Annotated in this window: 13 protein-coding genes and 1 tRNA gene; 10 read left to right on the top strand and 4 right to left on the bottom strand. The window is 68.1% G+C overall.

The window, feature by feature from the left end:
* Positions 1-65 precede the first annotated feature (65 nt).
* Genes ACPA54_RS03395 through ACPA54_RS03405 form a run of 3 tightly spaced genes read left to right on the top strand, consistent with a single transcriptional unit; the run spans position 66 to position 1281 of the window.
* On the top strand, positions 66-617 hold the full coding sequence (locus ACPA54_RS03395; RefSeq protein ID WP_423526580.1) for a DUF5994 family protein: 552 nt from the start codon (positions 66-68) through the stop codon (positions 615-617).
* Entirely contained in the window at positions 575-1111 is a 537-nt protein-coding gene (locus tag ACPA54_RS03400) for a DUF5994 family protein (protein ID WP_423526582.1), read from the top strand. The genes ACPA54_RS03395 and ACPA54_RS03400 overlap by 43 nt, the downstream gene beginning before the upstream one ends.
* A complete protein-coding gene (locus ACPA54_RS03405) occupies positions 1108-1281 on the top strand; it encodes a hypothetical protein (RefSeq protein WP_423526584.1) in 174 nt (57 codons plus the stop codon). The genes ACPA54_RS03400 and ACPA54_RS03405 overlap by 4 nt, the downstream gene beginning before the upstream one ends.
* Positions 1282-1576: 295 nt before the next feature.
* Here the strand turns inward: ACPA54_RS03405 and ACPA54_RS03410 are convergent, their stop codons facing one another.
* Positions 1577-3157 carry a hypothetical protein gene (locus ACPA54_RS03410; protein ID WP_423526586.1) on the bottom strand — a complete coding sequence of 527 codons (1581 nt, stop codon included), beginning with the start codon at positions 3155-3157 and terminating at the stop codon, positions 1577-1579.
* A gap of 572 nt (positions 3158-3729) precedes the next feature.
* Positions 3730-3813, bottom strand: a complete 84-nt coding sequence (locus ACPA54_RS03415; protein WP_423526881.1) for an SEC-C metal-binding domain-containing protein — start codon at positions 3811-3813, stop codon at positions 3730-3732.
* 266 nt (positions 3814-4079) lie between these two features.
* On the opposite strand from ACPA54_RS03415, the gene ACPA54_RS03420 reads away from it, so the two are divergent.
* The 6 genes from ACPA54_RS03420 (at position 4080) to ACPA54_RS03445 (ending at position 11757) form a co-directional block, all read left to right on the top strand.
* Positions 4080-4655 carry a hypothetical protein gene (locus ACPA54_RS03420; protein ID WP_423526588.1) on the top strand — a complete coding sequence of 192 codons (576 nt, stop codon included), beginning with the start codon at positions 4080-4082 and terminating at the stop codon, positions 4653-4655.
* 140 nt (positions 4656-4795) lie between these two features.
* Positions 4796-7531, top strand: coding sequence for a hypothetical protein (locus tag ACPA54_RS03425; protein ID WP_423526590.1), 2736 nt, complete (start codon positions 4796-4798; stop codon positions 7529-7531).
* A 104-nt stretch (positions 7532-7635) separates the two neighbouring features.
* The gene (locus ACPA54_RS03430) at positions 7636-8301 is read left to right on the top strand and encodes a hypothetical protein (protein WP_423526592.1); all 666 of its coding nucleotides are present in this window, start codon (positions 7636-7638) and stop codon (positions 8299-8301) included.
* 521 nt (positions 8302-8822) lie between these two features.
* Complete coding sequence (locus ACPA54_RS03435; protein WP_423526593.1) at positions 8823-9764, top strand: hypothetical protein; 942 nt, start codon at positions 8823-8825, stop codon at positions 9762-9764.
* A 987-nt stretch (positions 9765-10751) separates the two neighbouring features.
* Positions 10752-11540: a recombinase family protein gene (locus ACPA54_RS03440; protein WP_423526595.1), complete on the top strand. Its 789-nt coding sequence runs from the start codon at positions 10752-10754 to the stop codon at positions 11538-11540.
* Positions 11467-11757, top strand: coding sequence for a hypothetical protein (locus tag ACPA54_RS03445; RefSeq protein ID WP_423526597.1), 291 nt, complete (start codon positions 11467-11469; stop codon positions 11755-11757). Before ACPA54_RS03440 ends, ACPA54_RS03445 begins: the two co-directional genes overlap by 74 nt.
* A 178-nt stretch (positions 11758-11935) precedes the next feature.
* On the opposite strand, the gene ACPA54_RS03450 is transcribed toward ACPA54_RS03445, so the two are convergent.
* Both ACPA54_RS03450 and ACPA54_RS03455 read right to left on the bottom strand, forming a co-directional pair.
* Positions 11936-12019: transfer RNA gene (locus tag ACPA54_RS03450), tRNA-Leu, on the bottom strand.
* Between the two features lie 506 nt (positions 12020-12525).
* Positions 12526-13467, bottom strand: coding sequence for a CAP domain-containing protein (locus ACPA54_RS03455; RefSeq protein ID WP_423526598.1), 942 nt, complete (start codon positions 13465-13467; stop codon positions 12526-12528).
* 698 nt (positions 13468-14165) lie between these two features.
* On the opposite strand from ACPA54_RS03455, the gene ACPA54_RS03460 reads away from it, so the two are divergent.
* On the top strand, positions 14166-16127 hold the full coding sequence (locus ACPA54_RS03460) for a phosphocholine-specific phospholipase C (RefSeq protein WP_423526600.1): 1962 nt from the start codon (positions 14166-14168) through the stop codon (positions 16125-16127).
* Positions 16128-16135: the final 8 nt, after the last annotated feature.

The raw sequence follows: 16135 nt of genomic DNA on the forward strand, positions 1-16135 counted from the left end.
CTCGTCCCCGACCCCCGCTGCACGGCCGGCCCCACGTACGAGATTCGGCTCCCACGCGCGAGTGGATGTTCGACGGAGCCGGGTGGCCGCGTTCGGACGACACCACCGAGGAACTGCCGGGCCTGGTTGCGGCGGTCAGCGCACACGGCGGCCGGATCGTGCGGGCCGGGATCCACTGGCCGCATTGGCACCGGATCCCGCACACCGTGCTGATCGGCGGGCCTCCTCGTCCGGGTCAACGCAGTCTCGACCACCGCCTACACCGCCGTGCCGACCCGCAGCCTCCGCGACCAAGTCCTGCAGCTCGACGTCCCGCCGACACCGAAACCGGCGCGGCACTGGCGGCCATACTGCCGCGGCCACCGCCGACAGTCGGACCAACACCGCAGACCTCCTCGACATCTGTCGGCGGACAGCGGCCGTCGTCGACGCCTGCACCGTCCCTTCCCACGCCCGCCCGGCGCCGTACGGGCGTAAGGTGGGAGCACCGAGGTTTTTCGTACGTAGGCAACCAAGTCGCGCCACCCCGGACAGCGTGGGCCCGCCTATGCGGGCCCGCAGAGGGGCGGCCGTCATGCCGAACCCACCCACCCTCGCCATCACACGCCGTGACCTGACACGTGCCGCGGCACTCCTGCCCGACCGGGCCCGCCCCCGCCTGCGCATGGAACCCACGCTGGACCGCACCGGCACCGTGGACGGGGCCTGGTGGCCGCGCACCAGCAACCTGCGTGCCGAACTCCCGGGCCTGGTCACCACGTTGGCCGCCATACTCGGTCCGGTCGTCGCCGTCGGTGTGGACACCGCAGCGTGGACTGACATCCCCGCCCGCATCACCGTCGACGGACACATCGTCCGCATAATCCCCTACGCCGTCGGCGACGGCACCATGTCCGTCGTCCGCGGCCGCATGGACCACTTCCTTCTCCTTGTCCTCCCGCCACCTACCAGTACGGCAGCCGCCGGCACCGCCATGGCCCTCGCCGTCCGCACCGGCAACGCCGCCCCCCTGCCGGTGCTGCTCGCGGCAGCCGCGGCCCCCGACCACGGCAACCAGGACCGGGCCGCGGACCGATGGGAGGACGAAGGCGGCGCACTGGTCGGCGTATGAACAGCCGACTGCGGATGCCGCTCACCACTGTCGGCATCTTGGCCGACGGCTTCGCGGCGGGCGCACTCGCCCGCCTCCGCGCCGACGGCATCGGCCTCATCTACGACCAGAACGGTCGCACCCGGACCGCCGCCACCGACAAGAACGAGAGGATCGCTATCGGTCGATAACCCACCCTGCGCCGACCGGTCTCGGACACCCGGTCAAAGCGCGACCGACACCCACCCCGACCGTCAGGAGGAAACCACCGGACACAGACCCCGGAAACGACGAACACCCGCCTCGGCCGAGGCCAAGCACGGGTGCCAATCGCTGCTGCCCTGGAACCGGACCGTCATCTCCGGTCGGGCCGGCGGGAGTGAACTCCGTTTGCCCACAAGGTTCGAGCCGCTCATGATGCCCGTTCTGTGAATGAGAATACTCCTCAGGCAGGTCCGGGTGAAGTCACTCGAAAGGGTTATGGCCTCAACGTCGCCACCACTGGCGAGCCCGACGCGTGAACCAGTTCTCCGTGGGCGTCGGCTGGTTCGACTCTCGGGCTCTCGGCTCGTACCGGTGCTCGCGCTCGGCCCTGAACGGGCTCCACTCACCCAGGTGGGGGCGCAGATCGTCCGGTCCGGGCTCATGATCGAAGGGCGTGTGCGCCAGTCCTACGGACGTCGTCGGATCCAGTCGGTCAGCCTGGTTGTGCCCCCAGGCGCTCCACTGCCGCAGCCGTTCCGCGTGGTGATGCTCTGGGGTTCGGGTGGCGGCTTCTTCGAGTGCGTCGCAGAGCGCTCGGATTTCCAGAGCGGTGTTCCAGTCGTCAAGTGCCGTGGCGAACGTACGACGACGGAATGTAGCGATGGCGGCCTTGCGGGCCTTACACATGGCCTCTTCCCATTGGGCCTGCCGTACGGCCTGCTCGCGACGTTCCCGTTCCCGCCGCTCTTCCTCCTCACGCACGCGCGCGAGGTGCTCTTGGCGCCTGGTTTCGGCTTTGGCTTCCAGGTCGGCGAAGATTTTGCGTATCTGCTTCTCCAACACGGTGCGATTGGTGTCAGCCCAGTGATGGGTCGCCTCGTAGTGGTACATCTCGCGGGCCTCCAGCCGCAGGCGTCCTGAGGGCACAAGATCGAACTCCGGTGCCGGGTTCCAGCCGTATCGACGAGACCTGCGACGCTCGTCAGCTGTCGGCGTGTGCTGCACCCGGTCCTTCTCTTCGACGAAGCGCAGTTCGCATTCGTAGCTGTTCACGTTAAGTACCGGCTCCGGGCGCTTGCGTCTCCTCGGGACGAACAACCGGTGTCCACGCGCCTCCGCCTCATCCGCGAGTGTTTGGAGGATCTCCAGTGCGCGGGGCCGTGCCGCTTCCGAGACGTCGAAGACGGTCGGGTGGTCGCGCATGGTCGCCACGACCACGCCTACCGCGCCAGCCGCGCGACTACGCCGTGGCGGATTCCAGGACAGCGTGTCCGGCTTGGCAACGTCGGCGAGCACGATGACGAACTCGCCGCTGCTGCGGGTTGAATGTCGCAGGTGGTGGCCCGATGGGACCAGGCCGGTGCTGTTGGCCCGGGTGACCGCTTTGATGTGCGCAGACCTCGTTCCAGCGTCCAGATTCTCGAAGCGCAGCACGCCGCCGGACGCGCTGATCCGATCGAGCAGGTCCCGTGCCGCGGCGTTGGCTGCCACGGGCCTGGCGTTCGCGCCCTTCGCTGGCGTGCCGACGACGAATTCTCGGGGCGGCTGGGGGGATGTTGGAGCATCTGGGTCGTGGTTCGATCCGGCGGTGGTCGCCGGCGGCTGACCCGAGGTGCGGCGCAGTCGGGCCACCGGGTCTGGGCGGTCGGGATGGTGGCCGTGCTCCAAGTAGAACTGTCCGGCATCGGTGATCAGCGCGCGGAACACCCCGCCGCGTTTGCTGACCGTCACCAGCCCGCGGTTGCTCAGCGCGTACGCCGAGGTCCGATACGGAGAATCATCGGCAGCGCTGAGGTCCGCCCCCGCACCGACGCGCTTGAGCAGTTCGAGTTGAGCGGCGTTCAACGGATCCCATTTACGCATGATTACAGGCTGGCACCGAAGAGGGACAGCGCGTCGGCGCTTCGCACAAGAGCGTTCGCGCCTCGTCCCAACCTCCGGGTGGCTGCACCCAGCGAGCCTGCGCGTCTGGTCTGCTCACCTGCGCGGATGGATTTCGGCACCCATCGGGGCGACGGCGCCGAGCAGATCTCCACGGTGTGTCACCGGGCACTACGATGCGCTCTCGTGGCGGGTGATCGACGGCTCGCTTGTCGATCGACCGCGGAAGCCAGCCGGTGCAACGGCCCGGCAGGGCGGTCGTGTTGCGCTGGGCAAAGACGCTTGCCTTGCCCACATCACCGAGAGATTTCGGCTGTTCCGACGCGCCCGAATCGAAACCACGACCGTTCGATATGGCCAACTGACGTGGCGGTCGGTGAGATTCGCGTACGCCGTGGAAACGCTGCTGAGCAAGACGGTTGACGTTCTGGAGGGTGGTCATGACGGCGAACATCGGACCGAATCCGGTGCTGTCCAGGGCCACTTGGACGCGTGGGCCTGCCGCCCTGGGTCGGCGATGCCAGAGCGCCTGCTTGGCCCGTGTGGCGTGGTCGTCAGCGGACGGCCGGGCTTCCGCAGCACTTCTTGTACTTGCGGTCGGATCCACACCAGCAGGGCCCGTTGCGCGGCGGCCACAGGGTGAACCGGCCCCGGGCAGTGAGGTCGGCGGCGAAATCGGCGTGTGTGTGGTTGCCCCGGGTCGAGCCCTTCGTCGTCGCCGAAGGCGATCAGCCCCGCGACCGTAGGCATCACCCAGATGGTGTGGCGCAACGGCCGATCGAGGAGGAGCACGCCGGTGCCTGGGGACGCCGCAGCGGCGATCCGAGCGCCGTTGGAGTCGAGTCGACTTGATCCGATCTTCCTGTTCGGTTAGTTGGTCGATACCGTGAGTGACGGATTCTCTGTGGCCGTCCTCACCGGGACGGTCGCACAGCGCAAGGACGGGGGAGGTACTGACATGGATCCGATCGCGTTTCCGATACTCGCCGGGACGGTGTTGAACGAAGCGGTGCGCTTCCTGTTTGACCGGGCCGGCGCCGTACTTGATCGGCGTTCTGGGCGTACTCCACTGGAGGAGCCCGATCAGGTCTCGGGGCATTCCGAGTTGTTCCGCGTGCAGCCGTCAGAGCTCACCGATGGGCGGGTCGAGCGCCTCACGCAGGCGCACGGTGCGTTGGGTGTGTTCCTCTCCCACCCCGATCTGCTGCGCGGGGACAACCCTGAGCTGCGCGAACTGCTCGGTCGGCTGCGCACGGACCTGGAGGCGGTCTACGGCCGAAGCCTCCCGTTCGGGGAAGAACTTTCGGCCCGGCCGGGTGTGGAGGCGGTTCAGCGCTCAGAACACGTCCGCGGTCGCCAGGTGGGCGTGCGTGCCCAAGGCATCAGCGCCGCAGGGCGGGCGCGAGTGGAACAGGAGGCGCGAATCATCGACGACTCCGGTGAACAAGTCGGCTTCGAGATCGAAGGCCAGATCGGTTGACCCGGGACGACGACACGATGGGCTTCGATAGCAGCCAACAGCACCGCAACCGGCGCAATCCCTTCCCCCGATTCTGGGAACAGCCTGCGGCCGAGGCCCCCTCCCCAAGCGGCGACGTCACTGCAGGAGAGCCAGATGTCGTGACATACGAGCTGGCAACAGGCGTGTTCAACTTGCCGGTTGACGAGTCCGGTCCGAATCAGGCCGACGGTGGCCGTCCGCCTGACGAGCCACCGTCAGGCGGTATTCCCGCGCCGATCGAGGAGCCCGAGCCGTGGCGTCACCAGACCGATGTGCCAACGCCGCCTCGGCATTCGCCCCTCGCGGCGGCTTCTGACCCGCAGCCGGTTCCTGCCACTGATGCCGAGCCAACGGAGTGTCCACAGCCTGAGGGCGTACCCAACGAACGCGCAGTCACGAACGTCGGTGACCAGCGGTCGAATGCGTACTCCCCGCCCACCTCCGACGCGTTCCGCAGCGACTCATCGCCACCCGATGCGCCCGAGGGGCTTCCTGGCCCAACGGGCGACGCGGACGCTGCGACGTCGACGCCCACCCCTGAAGGCGTTGAGGCCGCGCTCCAAGCCGTACTGATGCAAAGGGCTTGGCTCAACCTCGGCGAAATGGTCGGGGTTAAGTATGTGTTCGAGCAAACCCTCGACTACCACGCCCCGATTGCGCCCGAGTACCTGAACATCGTGCGAGAGGTTTACGCGGAACCACCCGTGGAGGACACGGGGCGCGACTCGCACAACGAGATTCGGCTGGACAATCGGCCGAGCGCGTCCGTACCACCTGCTTCGGGCGCGCCGGCGCGGACCCGAACGGCGCGTGTCAGCTTTGCCGATCTTTGCGATCAGCTGACGGCTCCCGGTGCCACCATCGTGCTCCCTCGCCCGGCAGGAACCGGACGGACGATCACCGCGCATGCGCTGTTGGCCTGGCTTGTCGACCACCGTTTCATCGACGAAGTGTGGCCAATCCCGTTCGGCGGGTCGCGGCACTTCCCAGCCAAGCGCCTCCCGCGTGCCAAGCGCCGAGGGTACCTCCTGGAACTTCCCCCCGACGAAGACGACTTCGCGGTCGATCCAGCGTTCGGAGCGAGCCTTGGCAACGTCCAATACATCCTCAGCAAGCGGGAAAGCCGCCTGATCGTACTGACGACGCCGGAGCAATGGCAGCGCGTCAGCCTTGGTGCACCTGAGGGAGTAGCCCCGTGGTTGGGGGTATCGAAACCCTACGACATAGCCGCTCGATGGCTATGCGCACAAGAGCCTGATCTCCAAGTTGATCAATGGCTGCGCCACGACCGAATCGCGCCCCTCCTGGACGGGCAGCGGCCCGTCGATGTGCTGCGGCTGGTTGAGCTGATCCTGGAGCAGCACCGCAACGCCGGGCGTACAGCGGACTCCCTGACACAGACCATGCGGGGGCCCGACACGGGACAGCCGACGTCGACGTCCTTCGATGAACAGGTCGCCAACGTGGTCGCCGCTCACAATAACTGGGAGGACAGGCTCTACAAGTGGCATGAAGAGCCAGGCCGAACCAGCTTCCATCGCAACTTTCTTCTTGCAGCGTCCGTACTGCGCGGGGACACCGTAGGCCATATCTATGCCAAGGCCGCCGAACTGACGCAACACCTGGAGAAGACGGAAATCTCCATACTGGGTCAGAAGGAGCCCGGTGTGATCGCCATGACCCGCGCGGTAGGGGCCCGACGCAGGGCCGACGACACGCTCGTGTTCGAGCGTCCCCATTGGGACGATGCGGCCCTGGAATACTTCTGGAACGACCGCCCGTTGGCCCGGATGACTTTCCTGCGGTGGCTGGCAAAGGCCCCGTTGGACGAGCGCAAAGAGACGCTGGCGACCGTCGATCGTGATGATCGGCGTGCTCTGGCCGAACGAGTGGGAGAGTTCGCGCTCCGCTGGGCGGTGCGTCACCAGCGCAAGGAACCGCTAGAAGAGATCGTCAAGGCGTGGTACGCCTTCGGCACCAGCAAGGGACTGTGGACGCTCGCGATCGAGCTCCTGGACGGCGCAGCGGTCCGGGCCACCAGTGCACCGTTCATCCACAACATGCTGCTGGCCTGGGCAGGTCGCAAGGACGTCGCCCTGCAGGCAGCCGTCGTGGAGGTATGTACCGGAGAATTCGGCCGCAGGCACACCGACAAGGCACTCCGCCGGATCCGGCACATCGCAGCATCAGACCAACCGGAGATTATCGACAGGCTCCGCGAGGCAGTGCAGACCCTCTGGGCGGACGAGTCGATCAGGACGATGCTCTTCCACTACGTCGCGCGGTGGTGCAGGACCAAGGGCACCGCGGACACTGTGGGCCGACGAACCTTTGCTGCCTTGGCGGCTTACACAGGAGACAAAGACGACGGGCTTCCCTTGCTACTCGCAGCTCTCGACTTGGAGGATGCCGAAGGCTTCAAACCGTCCGTTCCCGACCTTGTCGCGGGGTGGCGAACCCTGTTGAAGGAAGACGACGATTCCACATCGGAGCCTGAGGCCGAGGCAGCTGTCTTCCTCTGGTTGGACGCAGCACGCCGACCCGATCTGAGGAATCTGATCTTCGAGTCCCTGCGCCAAGCCGTCGACGTGGGCAGCTCGGATCGCCGACAGCTGCGCGATGCGCTGCGCAAGCATGCGTATCGCTGGGTAGAGGGTGAAGGGCGCGAGTTCTCACGTGAACGCGATGACATCCAAAAGGCGTTGTCTGATCAGCTTGATACGGACCTGCTGACGGCTGGGCGTCGACATCCACGTCGGGCCAGTGACCTGATGCCCGCCAGTCAGACCGAGGCGCAGCCCCTGGTCGGCTCGACGCCGAACTCTCTCGGCATCGGGGAGACCGACAAGGGGTGAGGCGCCGCAAATCATCACCCCCAGCCGGACCATGGTCCTACGCGTTCGATGACCGTCCAGCCAGTAACGACCCTTCGCTGTGCTTCGCGACCGAGACACACCTGATGTGGCGCTCACAGAGCACTGCGACGGCGGACGGTGCGTACGCCGCTGCGCGACTCGTTCGCTCCGTCATCGACCAAGTCGCGGCCCGATGCGACGTCCTGCGCCCCCAAGTCGCCGAACAAGACATCGCGATCGCGCTGCGGCGCCAGCTTCCCATACGTGACGATGACGTCGAGGTCATTGGCGTGCGTGTACACGTCACCGTCGACGAGGTGACGCGCAAGGCCGCTCTCCGCGCGCAAGATCTGCGCCACGACTTCGTTCGGAAGGCCGAACTCGTCCGCCAAGAAGCTGAACTCGATGAACTCGCCCGACGTCAAGCGAGGGCCCGTGAGGAGTTCCTCAGAACCGAGATCCTCGCCACCCCGGCCTCGGCTCGTCTGTACTCCTTGATCGAGAAGTCCTCGGTCGAGTGGCATCGACTCGCCGGACCGCCCGCAGGCGTGGACCCAGTCAGCCTCGTCGAAGAGATCCAGCGGTGGCAACCCGACCAACAATGGGTGACAGTCGCACGACTGCTCCACGACTTCGTGGCCGAATTGTCCGAGCAAGGGCGCAGAGAGCTACTGCTCATCCTTGCCGAGGCGATCAGGGTCTACGGGAATGACACTGTGGCACAAACGCTAGCCGACCTTGCAGACAAACCTCCCTCGAGCGGCACCTGAGCGTCTACCCCGTCCCGGCGAAGATCTGTGTACAGAGCCGCCGTTCGATTCAGCCCCCGCCGAGCACCCCTGCGCACCGTGCGAGCTGGTGACCCGTTCCGCCAGGTCGGGACGTGGGGAGACCTCACTCTATGAGGCGTCATAGGAACTGGAGCGGGACTGCTGCGGGTGGACCGGTCTCGGCGTGGTTGCTGGTGTGGCGGGTGCGATGGCGGCTGTATCGAGGGTTCGGCCGGCACAGGTTCGGGTCGCGCAAGCAGCGGCCGGTGCAGGCGCTGGCCGAGACACTGTGGGCGGCGGCCGACGGCAGCAAGACGTCGGTGATTGCTGCGCGTTGCGCCGACAGGGTCGTGGAAAGTCCTTATGCGTTACGCGAATTCATCACCGTCCTGCGTGGCCTGGGCGAGGACGACTACGGACACCTGCTGCACAGGAGGCAACCGCGACCCACACCGCGGCCGGTCGTCGAGTTTCTGCTGGCGCCGGCCACCGGCACGGAGCATGCTCCGGGAACGCGGATTGTGAAGTATCTCGATGATCCGGAACTGCCTCTGCCGGCGCCGAGCGGCTCGGCACATCGCGACGTCGCCACCTGGATCGTCGACGCCACCGGCACCGAGGACGCCGGGCCGCACAGCGACGTCGGACCGGTGTCGGGTCTGCTCGCCGAGACCGACCAGCCCGCTCTTCTGGCCGCCCTCGACGCGGCGTTCTTCTCGGGAGTGGAGGTCGCGGCGTACCTCACACGGCAGCCCGACCGACACGAGGAGCGCCTGCTCAACCTCCTGTGGCGTACGGACGGATCCCCGACCGCGCTCGCCCGCGTCGTCGCCGCGAATCCGAACCTTCCGGTGCTGGGCCCCGAACCGGACGGCGAACCGCCCTGTTACACCTCCGCGACCGAGGTCCTGATCGCCGCGCTCAAGGGCCGGCTCGACCTCGTCGAACCGATCATCCGGCGCCGTGGGCCTCACGGCACGGTCAATTCGCTCCGCAAGGGCATCTCGCTCGCCGCGTCGGACGACTTCAAAGCGTCCTGCCGCCGCGCTTTCCGGCAGCTTGAGCACCCCGTCGCCCGCGACGACGTGTGCCGGCTCGCCATCCTGGGCGACCCGGAGGCGCGTGCTGCGGCGGCCTCGGCGCAGTACGCCCCGACCTGGCTCGGCGAGGACAGCCTCCCCGCCTTCCTGTTCGCCACCGAACAGTGGGAGCGTTACGAGGCAGCCGACCCCGATGCCCGGCAGTTGTTCGCGTACTGCGCCGCGCAGGACCGAAGTGTCTTTCCGCCCAGAACCGGGGACGGCGACCGCTGGTGGGAACTGCGCAGGGCCATCTCCTTCGCCGCAGAGGGCAGCGGGCGGCCCAACCCGACGTCGCCCCAGCCGCCTACCAGCCGCACCTCTCCGCGATCCCGCACCGGACCGATCGGCAGTTGGCCCACCAACCCCGGGACCACCTTCTGACGCGTCGGTGGATGCGCTCTTGGACGGTCTGCGCACCGGATCCCCGACGCCGCCACGGCGTGGCGTCCGGGCCCGCGGGGCGGGTGGCGTCCATCGGCGTCGTCATCTTGGCGCGGGCGGGACGGTTCTGTCTCTCTTCCGGGAGTCGGCCCGGGAGGTGAGCTGGGGCTGCGGCGAGGCTGGTGGCGTGGGCGATCACGTCCGGGCAGCTGCCAGGAGGCCCGGTAGCAGACTGGCGGCGTCTGCCGACCACCGGCAATCGCGGCTTCGGCCCCAGGCTGGACGCCTGTGTCCGCGCGAGGGACTTTCGTCTGAGCTGAACCGCCCCGACGTTGGTGAACTCCCGCAAAGCTGACCGGCGCAACGGCTCGGCCGGCCGGTTGTGCTGCGCTTGGCAGAGGGCCCATCTTGCCCACGACATCGCCGAGAGATTCTGACTGTCCCAACGCGCCCGAACCGAAACCAGGACCGCTCGATCTGACCAACTGGCCTGGCGGACGGTGGGATTCCCGTACGTCGTGGAAACGCTCCTGGGCAAGACGGTTGACGTTCCGGAGGGGTGGCCATGACAGCGAGCACGGTGTCGAGCCGGAACGAATCCGGTGCCGCCCGAGGTCAGTTGGCCGCGTGGGCCTGCCGGCCTGGGGCTCGGGTGAACGGTGCGGTACCCGCAGGCGGTTTGCGGTTCGCGTTCTACGGCCGAGTTTCCACCGAGGACCACCAGGACCCGGTGACGTCAAGGGCGTGGCAGCGGTTGCGCGCCGATGCGGTGGCCTCCGGTCATGGGCGGATCGTGGCGGAGTTCTTCGACGTCGGCCACAGCCGCTCGCTGCCCTGGGCGCGACGCCCCGAGGCTGCTGCTCTGCTCGCGGCCTCGCCGACCCGGACCGCGGGTTCGACGCCATCATCATCGGATCAAGCGAACGCGCCTTCTCCGGCCAGCAATTCGCCGCAATGGCCCCGGTCTTCGAGCACTACGGCGTCCCTGTGTGGCTGCCTGAGCTCGGCGGGGAGGTCGATCCGCAGCTCGCGGCGCACGACGAACTGATGGTCCTGCTCGGTGTCCTGGCCAAACGCGAGGTCACTCGTGCACGGATCCGGGCACGCACGGCGATGCTGGTCCAGGCCCGCGACCAAGGCCGCTACCTCGGCGGTCGGCCTCCGTACGGCTACCGGCTCGTGGACGCCGGACCGCACCCGAACCGCGCACTCGCCCGTCGTGGTGTGCAACTGCGGCGCATGGACATCGACCCGGACACCGGCCCCATCGTCACGTGGATGTTCCAGCAACGCCTCGCCGGCCACAGCGTCGCCAGGATCACCCGTGCTCTCAACGACATGAAGATCCCGTGCCCGGCCGCCGCAGACCGCGAACGCAACCCGCACCGAACCGCTGTGGCTTGGACGCTCACCTCGGTGCAAGGGGTTCTCAGCAACCCGCGCTACACCGGCCGCCAGGTGTGGAACCGGCAGCGCACCGACCACGAGCTGATCGACCCGGACAACACCACCCTCGGCCACCGCGACGTCATGCGCCGCAATACCCCGGACGAGTGGGTGATCTCCGAGCAGCAGGCACATCCGGCTCTGGTCAGCGAAGCCGGGTACGTCCGCCGCGCAGGCCATCCGAGCAGCGAGGAAGGCTGCCCGGCGGACGTACCAGCTCGCCGGACTCCTGCGCTGTGGGCAGTGCAGCCGACTCATGGAGTCGTGCTGGTCGAACGGCCGCGCCGCGTACCGCTGCCGCCACGGACACTCCAGCGCCACGCCTCGTGATCCACACCGGACGCCGAACGCATACACCCGTGAAGACCAGATCCTCGCCCATCTGCCAGCGCTCCACCTGATGGGCACCGGCGAGGAAACGGCACCGGACCACGCGGGCGCACTCGCCTGCCTCCGCGCCGACGGGATCGGCTTGATCTGCAACCAGACCGGTCGCACTGTGACTGCGGACACCGAACGGAAGGAAAGGATCGCTATCGGCCGATGACTCCCAGCGCCGACCGGCACCGGACACCGGTCAGCGCGCAACCGACAGCCAGTACCGAGAAATAAGGAGGTGATCGACAGAAGCAGACCCCGGCAACGACAAACACCCGCCTCGGCCGAGGCCAAGCACGGGTGCCAATCGACGCTGCCCAGAAACCGAAGCTCGTGGGGCAATTATGTGTCCGAGGGGGGACTTGAACCCCCATGCCCTTTCGGGCACTAGCACCTCAAGCTAGCGCGTCTGCCTATTCCGCCACCCGGACTGGTGACCGCGGCGTGGCCGCGTTGTCTGGGACAACCTTACCAAGGTTCGGGAGGTGCCTGCGACGCGGTATCGGGGTGGGGTGCTGGTGGGAGGTGGTGCGGGTGGGGACAGCCCATCAGCGCGACTACCGCGAGAACGCGGAGGGGGAAGGGTCGGAGACGAGCCGAGCAGGCGGGAGTGGCCAAGCGGCTTTGAGTGGCGGGGGATGTGGGAGTGCCGCGGGGGGGGCGGGCACTCGTGAGTGGTTCAGGGGTCAAGGGCCCGGCGCCCTGGGCTCGGGCCGCCGGGCGCCGGACGCCGGACGCCGGACGCCGACCCCGGACTTGCAACTCAGGACTCGGACTTGGTTCTCAGGACTCGCCGTTTTGCAGATTCGACGTCCGACTACCCGACGCGCATCGCGACGGAGCCCCCGTGTCAGGGCCGCCCGAGACGGCACACTCGTCCGGCGCCCGGCCTACGCCCAGGCAGGCACCCGCACCCGCACCCGCACCCGCACCACCCTCACCGCCCGAACGGATTCGCACTCCCCATCGGCGTTCCGAAGACCTGGGTCCAGTAGATGCCGTAGGTGCCGCCGTGGGCTATGCCGATGCCGATTTGGGTGAGGTCGGGGGTGAGGATGTTGGCGCGGTGGCCTGGGCTGTTCATCCAGCCGTCGACTACTTCGGCGGGGGACTGTTGGCCGGCGGCGATGTTTTCGGCGCAGCGGCGGTAGGTGTAGCCGGCGGCGGTGACTCGGTCGGCGGGGTGGCGGCCGTCGAGGCCGGTGTGGTCGAAGTAGTTGCGGCCGGCCATGTCGTCGCTGTGGGACTGGGCGGCGGTGGTGAGGCGGGCTTCCTCGGCGAGGGTGCCCAGGCCGGCGCGGGTGCGTTCGGCGTTGGTGAGGGCGATGACCTCGGTACGCCATTGGGCCAGGGGGGAGGAAGGGATCCCAGGGGCGAATGCGGGGAGGTTGGGAGAGCCTGGAGAGGTTGAGGGGGGTGGGGAGGCGGGAGGGGCTGTTGGGGACTCGGTGTCTTCTGTGACGTCGACGCCGAAGTCGCGGGCGATGCCCGCCAGGCCGTCGGCGTAGCCCTGGCCGATGGCGCGGATCTTCCATATGCCGTTGCGGTGGTACAGCTCGGCGAGGAGGAGGACGGTTTCGCGGGTCACCGGGTGCGGGGTGAAGCGGGTTGCGATGCCGGTGGCGGAGGTGGCGATCGTGAGGGTGGGGGCCGGGAGGGCGCCGAGGCGGACGCTGGGGTCGGCGGGGCTGACGACGAGGGTGACGCGGGTTGCCCCGGCGCGGAGACGGGGTGGGTCGACTGCCGCGGTGGTGGCGTCGCGGAGGGTGACGCCGGGGGCGGTGGTCTGGTTGAAGAAGACGAAGTCGGCGTCGCCGGAGACGCGGCCGGAGTCGCCGGTGATGAGGAGCGAGAGGTCGAAGGGGCCGGGGACGGTCATGGTCAGCGTCCCGGTCGGGAGCGCTCGGTTCGCCCCGGGCGTCAGATCAGCGCCCCCGATGTCGTTGCTCCCCGACCTTCCGCCGTTGACGCTCCCTGGCATGTGCCACCCTCCCAGCCGAGCCGATCGTCCTCCGTGCCACCCCTGTCATGGAGGAGAACGCACCCCGGCCCCGGATGGTTCGCACACACCGGAATGCCGGCAAAGCAGACCGGGATGCCCCGAAAGCACAACGGGATGCCCCAAGCAGACCGGATCGCACGACAACCTCACCCCACGACAACCTCGCTCCACGCCCTCACCCACCCCCACGTCCCCACCGCACCCACCGCACCCACCGCACCCACCGCACCCACACGTGTCACCTCCACTCCCCCACGTGTCACCTCTCGCCCCGCCCCAAAATTCCCCCGCACTTAACACGCCGGCCCCCCGAAACCCCCTGCACGCACACCCGCCGACCCGCAACGATGGCCTCGATCGCGTTACCGGCCGGTAGGGACGGGGTGGAACGGCAGGAACGGAAGCGGAGCGGAAGGAACGGTGGGAACGGCCGGGCCGCAAGGCTCGACCGGCGCCACCGACCCACCGCCTCCGAACCACGGACCCCGAACCGCCGAGCACGAACTACAGACCACGAACCACAACCGTCCCCAACAGGGGCGGCCGGGGCGCGCCGACGTCTGGGAGGACTTCGTATGTCTCCGCTTTCCCGCCGCTGCTTCATCGGTGCCGCGGCGGCTTCCGGTGCGGGTGTGGCGCTCGCCGGGTCCGGTTTGTCTCCTGTGGTTGCGGAGGCGGTGGCCGCGACGGACGGTATGCCGGGCACCTTGGACGACATCGAGCACGTCGTCATCCTCATGCAGGAGAACCGCAGCTTCGACCACTACTTCGGCACCCTGGCGGGTGTGCGCGGGTACAACGACCGTTCGCTCGTCCGGTTCGCCAACGGCGGTGATGCCCTGCACCAGCGCCTGCTGGGACTGAACGGCGGTACCACGCTGCTGCCTTGGCACCTCGACACGGCGAAGACCAACGCGCAGCGCGTCAACGGGCTCGACCACAGTTGGGACGGCGGGCACAGTGCCTGGGCGAACGGCCAGTACAGCAACTGGATTCCTGCAAAGACGTGGATGACGATGGGGTACTACACCCGTGCCGACATCCCGTTCCAGTACGCGCTCGCCGACAACTTCACCGTCTGCGACCAGTACTTCTGCTCGTCGATGACGTCCACGAACCCGAACCGGCTGTTCCTGTGGACCGGCACGATCGACCCGCGCGGCGAGGCCGGCGGGCCGGTGACGGACAACAGCGAGAAGGGGTACACGTGGACGACGTACCCGGAGCGCCTTGAGGCGGCCGGGGTTTCGTGGCGCGTGTACCAGCAGCAGGACAACTACGACGACAACGCGCTCGCGTGGTTCAAGCAGTTCCAGAACGCACCGCAGGACTCGTCGCTGTGGGTCAACGGCATGACGCGCCGCGGCGCCACCGCCTTCGCGGACGACGTCGCCGCCGGGCGGCTGCCGGCGGTCAGTTGGGTGGTGGCGCCCGAGGCACAGTCCGAGCACCCGAACTACGCGCCCGCGCAGGGGGCCGACTTCACGGCCTCGTACGTGCTCGACGCGCTCGCCAAGAACCCGGCAGTGTGGGCGAAGACCGTCGTGTTCCTCAACTACGACGAGAACGACGGCTTCTTCGACCACGTCGTTCCCCCTACTCCCCCGGCGGGCACGCCGGACGAATTCGTCAACGGGCAGCCGATCGGCCTCGGGGCGCGGGTGCCGATGATCGTGATCTCGCCGTGGAGCCGCGGGGCACGGACGTGTTCGGAGGTGTTCGACCACACGTCCGTGCTGCGCTTCCTGGAACGGTGGACGGGCGTCCGCGAGACCAACATCTCCCAGTGGCGCCGCACCGTCTGCGGCGACCTGCTCAGCGCGTTCGCGTTCACGGGCGCGAACGTGTCGTTCCCGACACTGCCGGACACCAAGAAGCTCCTCGACGATCTCGCCGGTCAGCGCTGGAAGTTGCCGCCGCTCACCCCGCCGATCATCCAGCACCAGCCTGGGCAGGAGAGCGGCGACCGCGAAGGGTTGCCGCTCGCCTACGGGTTCGCGACGTCGTCGTGGACGCAGAGCGACAACGGCACCTTCTGGATCAAGGTCACCAACACCGGGCAGCTCGGCGCCGGGTTCTCGATGTACACGGTCAACCACCGCAACTTCGGCGCGTGGCAGTACACCGTCCCGGCCGGCGGCAGCGTGCAGGACTACTTCAGCGCGCTGGGTGTGAGCGGCGGGCCGTACGACATCGACGCGCACGGCCCGGACGGCTACCTGCGCGGTTTCAAGGGCGACGTCCGCACCTGGCGCGACGCCGGAAAGGCACACCCGGAGGCGGCGGTCGTCGATCGCCCGGGCCGCAAGCTGACGCTCACGCTCACGAACTCCGGCGGCAAGGCGGCCGTGTTCACGATCGCGGCGAATGCGGCGGAAGGTGCGTCGGGCGGGTCCGCGGCGACGGTCACCGTCGCGCCGGGCGAGACGTACCAGACCGATCTGCCCGCCACCGCCGCCGGACGCTACGACATCACGGTCACCGCGGACTCCGACGACGGCTTCACCCGCCGCTTCGCCGGCCGCCTCTACAGCTGACCACGCCG

Origin of the sequence: Uniformispora flossi (genome assembly GCF_049534875.1) — a bacterium.
In the GTDB taxonomy this organism is placed as follows: Bacteria; Actinomycetota; Actinomycetes; order Streptomycetales; family Streptomycetaceae; genus Yinghuangia; species Yinghuangia aomiensis.

Bases quoted from the DNA above. Each gene is read 5' to 3' on its own strand.
- ACPA54_RS03405 (WP_423526584.1), top strand. From the start codon at position 1,108: ATGAACAGCCGACTGCGGATGCCGCTCACCACTGTCGGCATCTTGGCC.
- ACPA54_RS03400 (WP_423526582.1), top strand. From the start codon at position 575: ATGCCGAACCCACCCACCCTCGCCATCACACGCCGTGACCTGACACGT.
- ACPA54_RS03410 (WP_423526586.1), bottom strand. From the start codon at position 3,157: ATGCGTAAATGGGATCCGTTGAACGCCGCTCAACTCGAACTGCTCAAG.
- ACPA54_RS03430 (WP_423526592.1), top strand. From the start codon at position 7,636: ATGTGGCGCTCACAGAGCACTGCGACGGCGGACGGTGCGTACGCCGCT.
- ACPA54_RS03395 (WP_423526580.1), top strand. From the start codon at position 66: ATGTTCGACGGAGCCGGGTGGCCGCGTTCGGACGACACCACCGAGGAA.
- ACPA54_RS03455 (WP_423526598.1), bottom strand. From the start codon at position 13,467: ATGACCGTCCCCGGCCCCTTCGACCTCTCGCTCCTCATCACCGGCGAC.
- ACPA54_RS03445 (WP_423526597.1), top strand. From the start codon at position 11,467: ATGGAGTCGTGCTGGTCGAACGGCCGCGCCGCGTACCGCTGCCGCCAC.
- ACPA54_RS03460 (WP_423526600.1), top strand. From the start codon at position 14,166: ATGTCTCCGCTTTCCCGCCGCTGCTTCATCGGTGCCGCGGCGGCTTCC.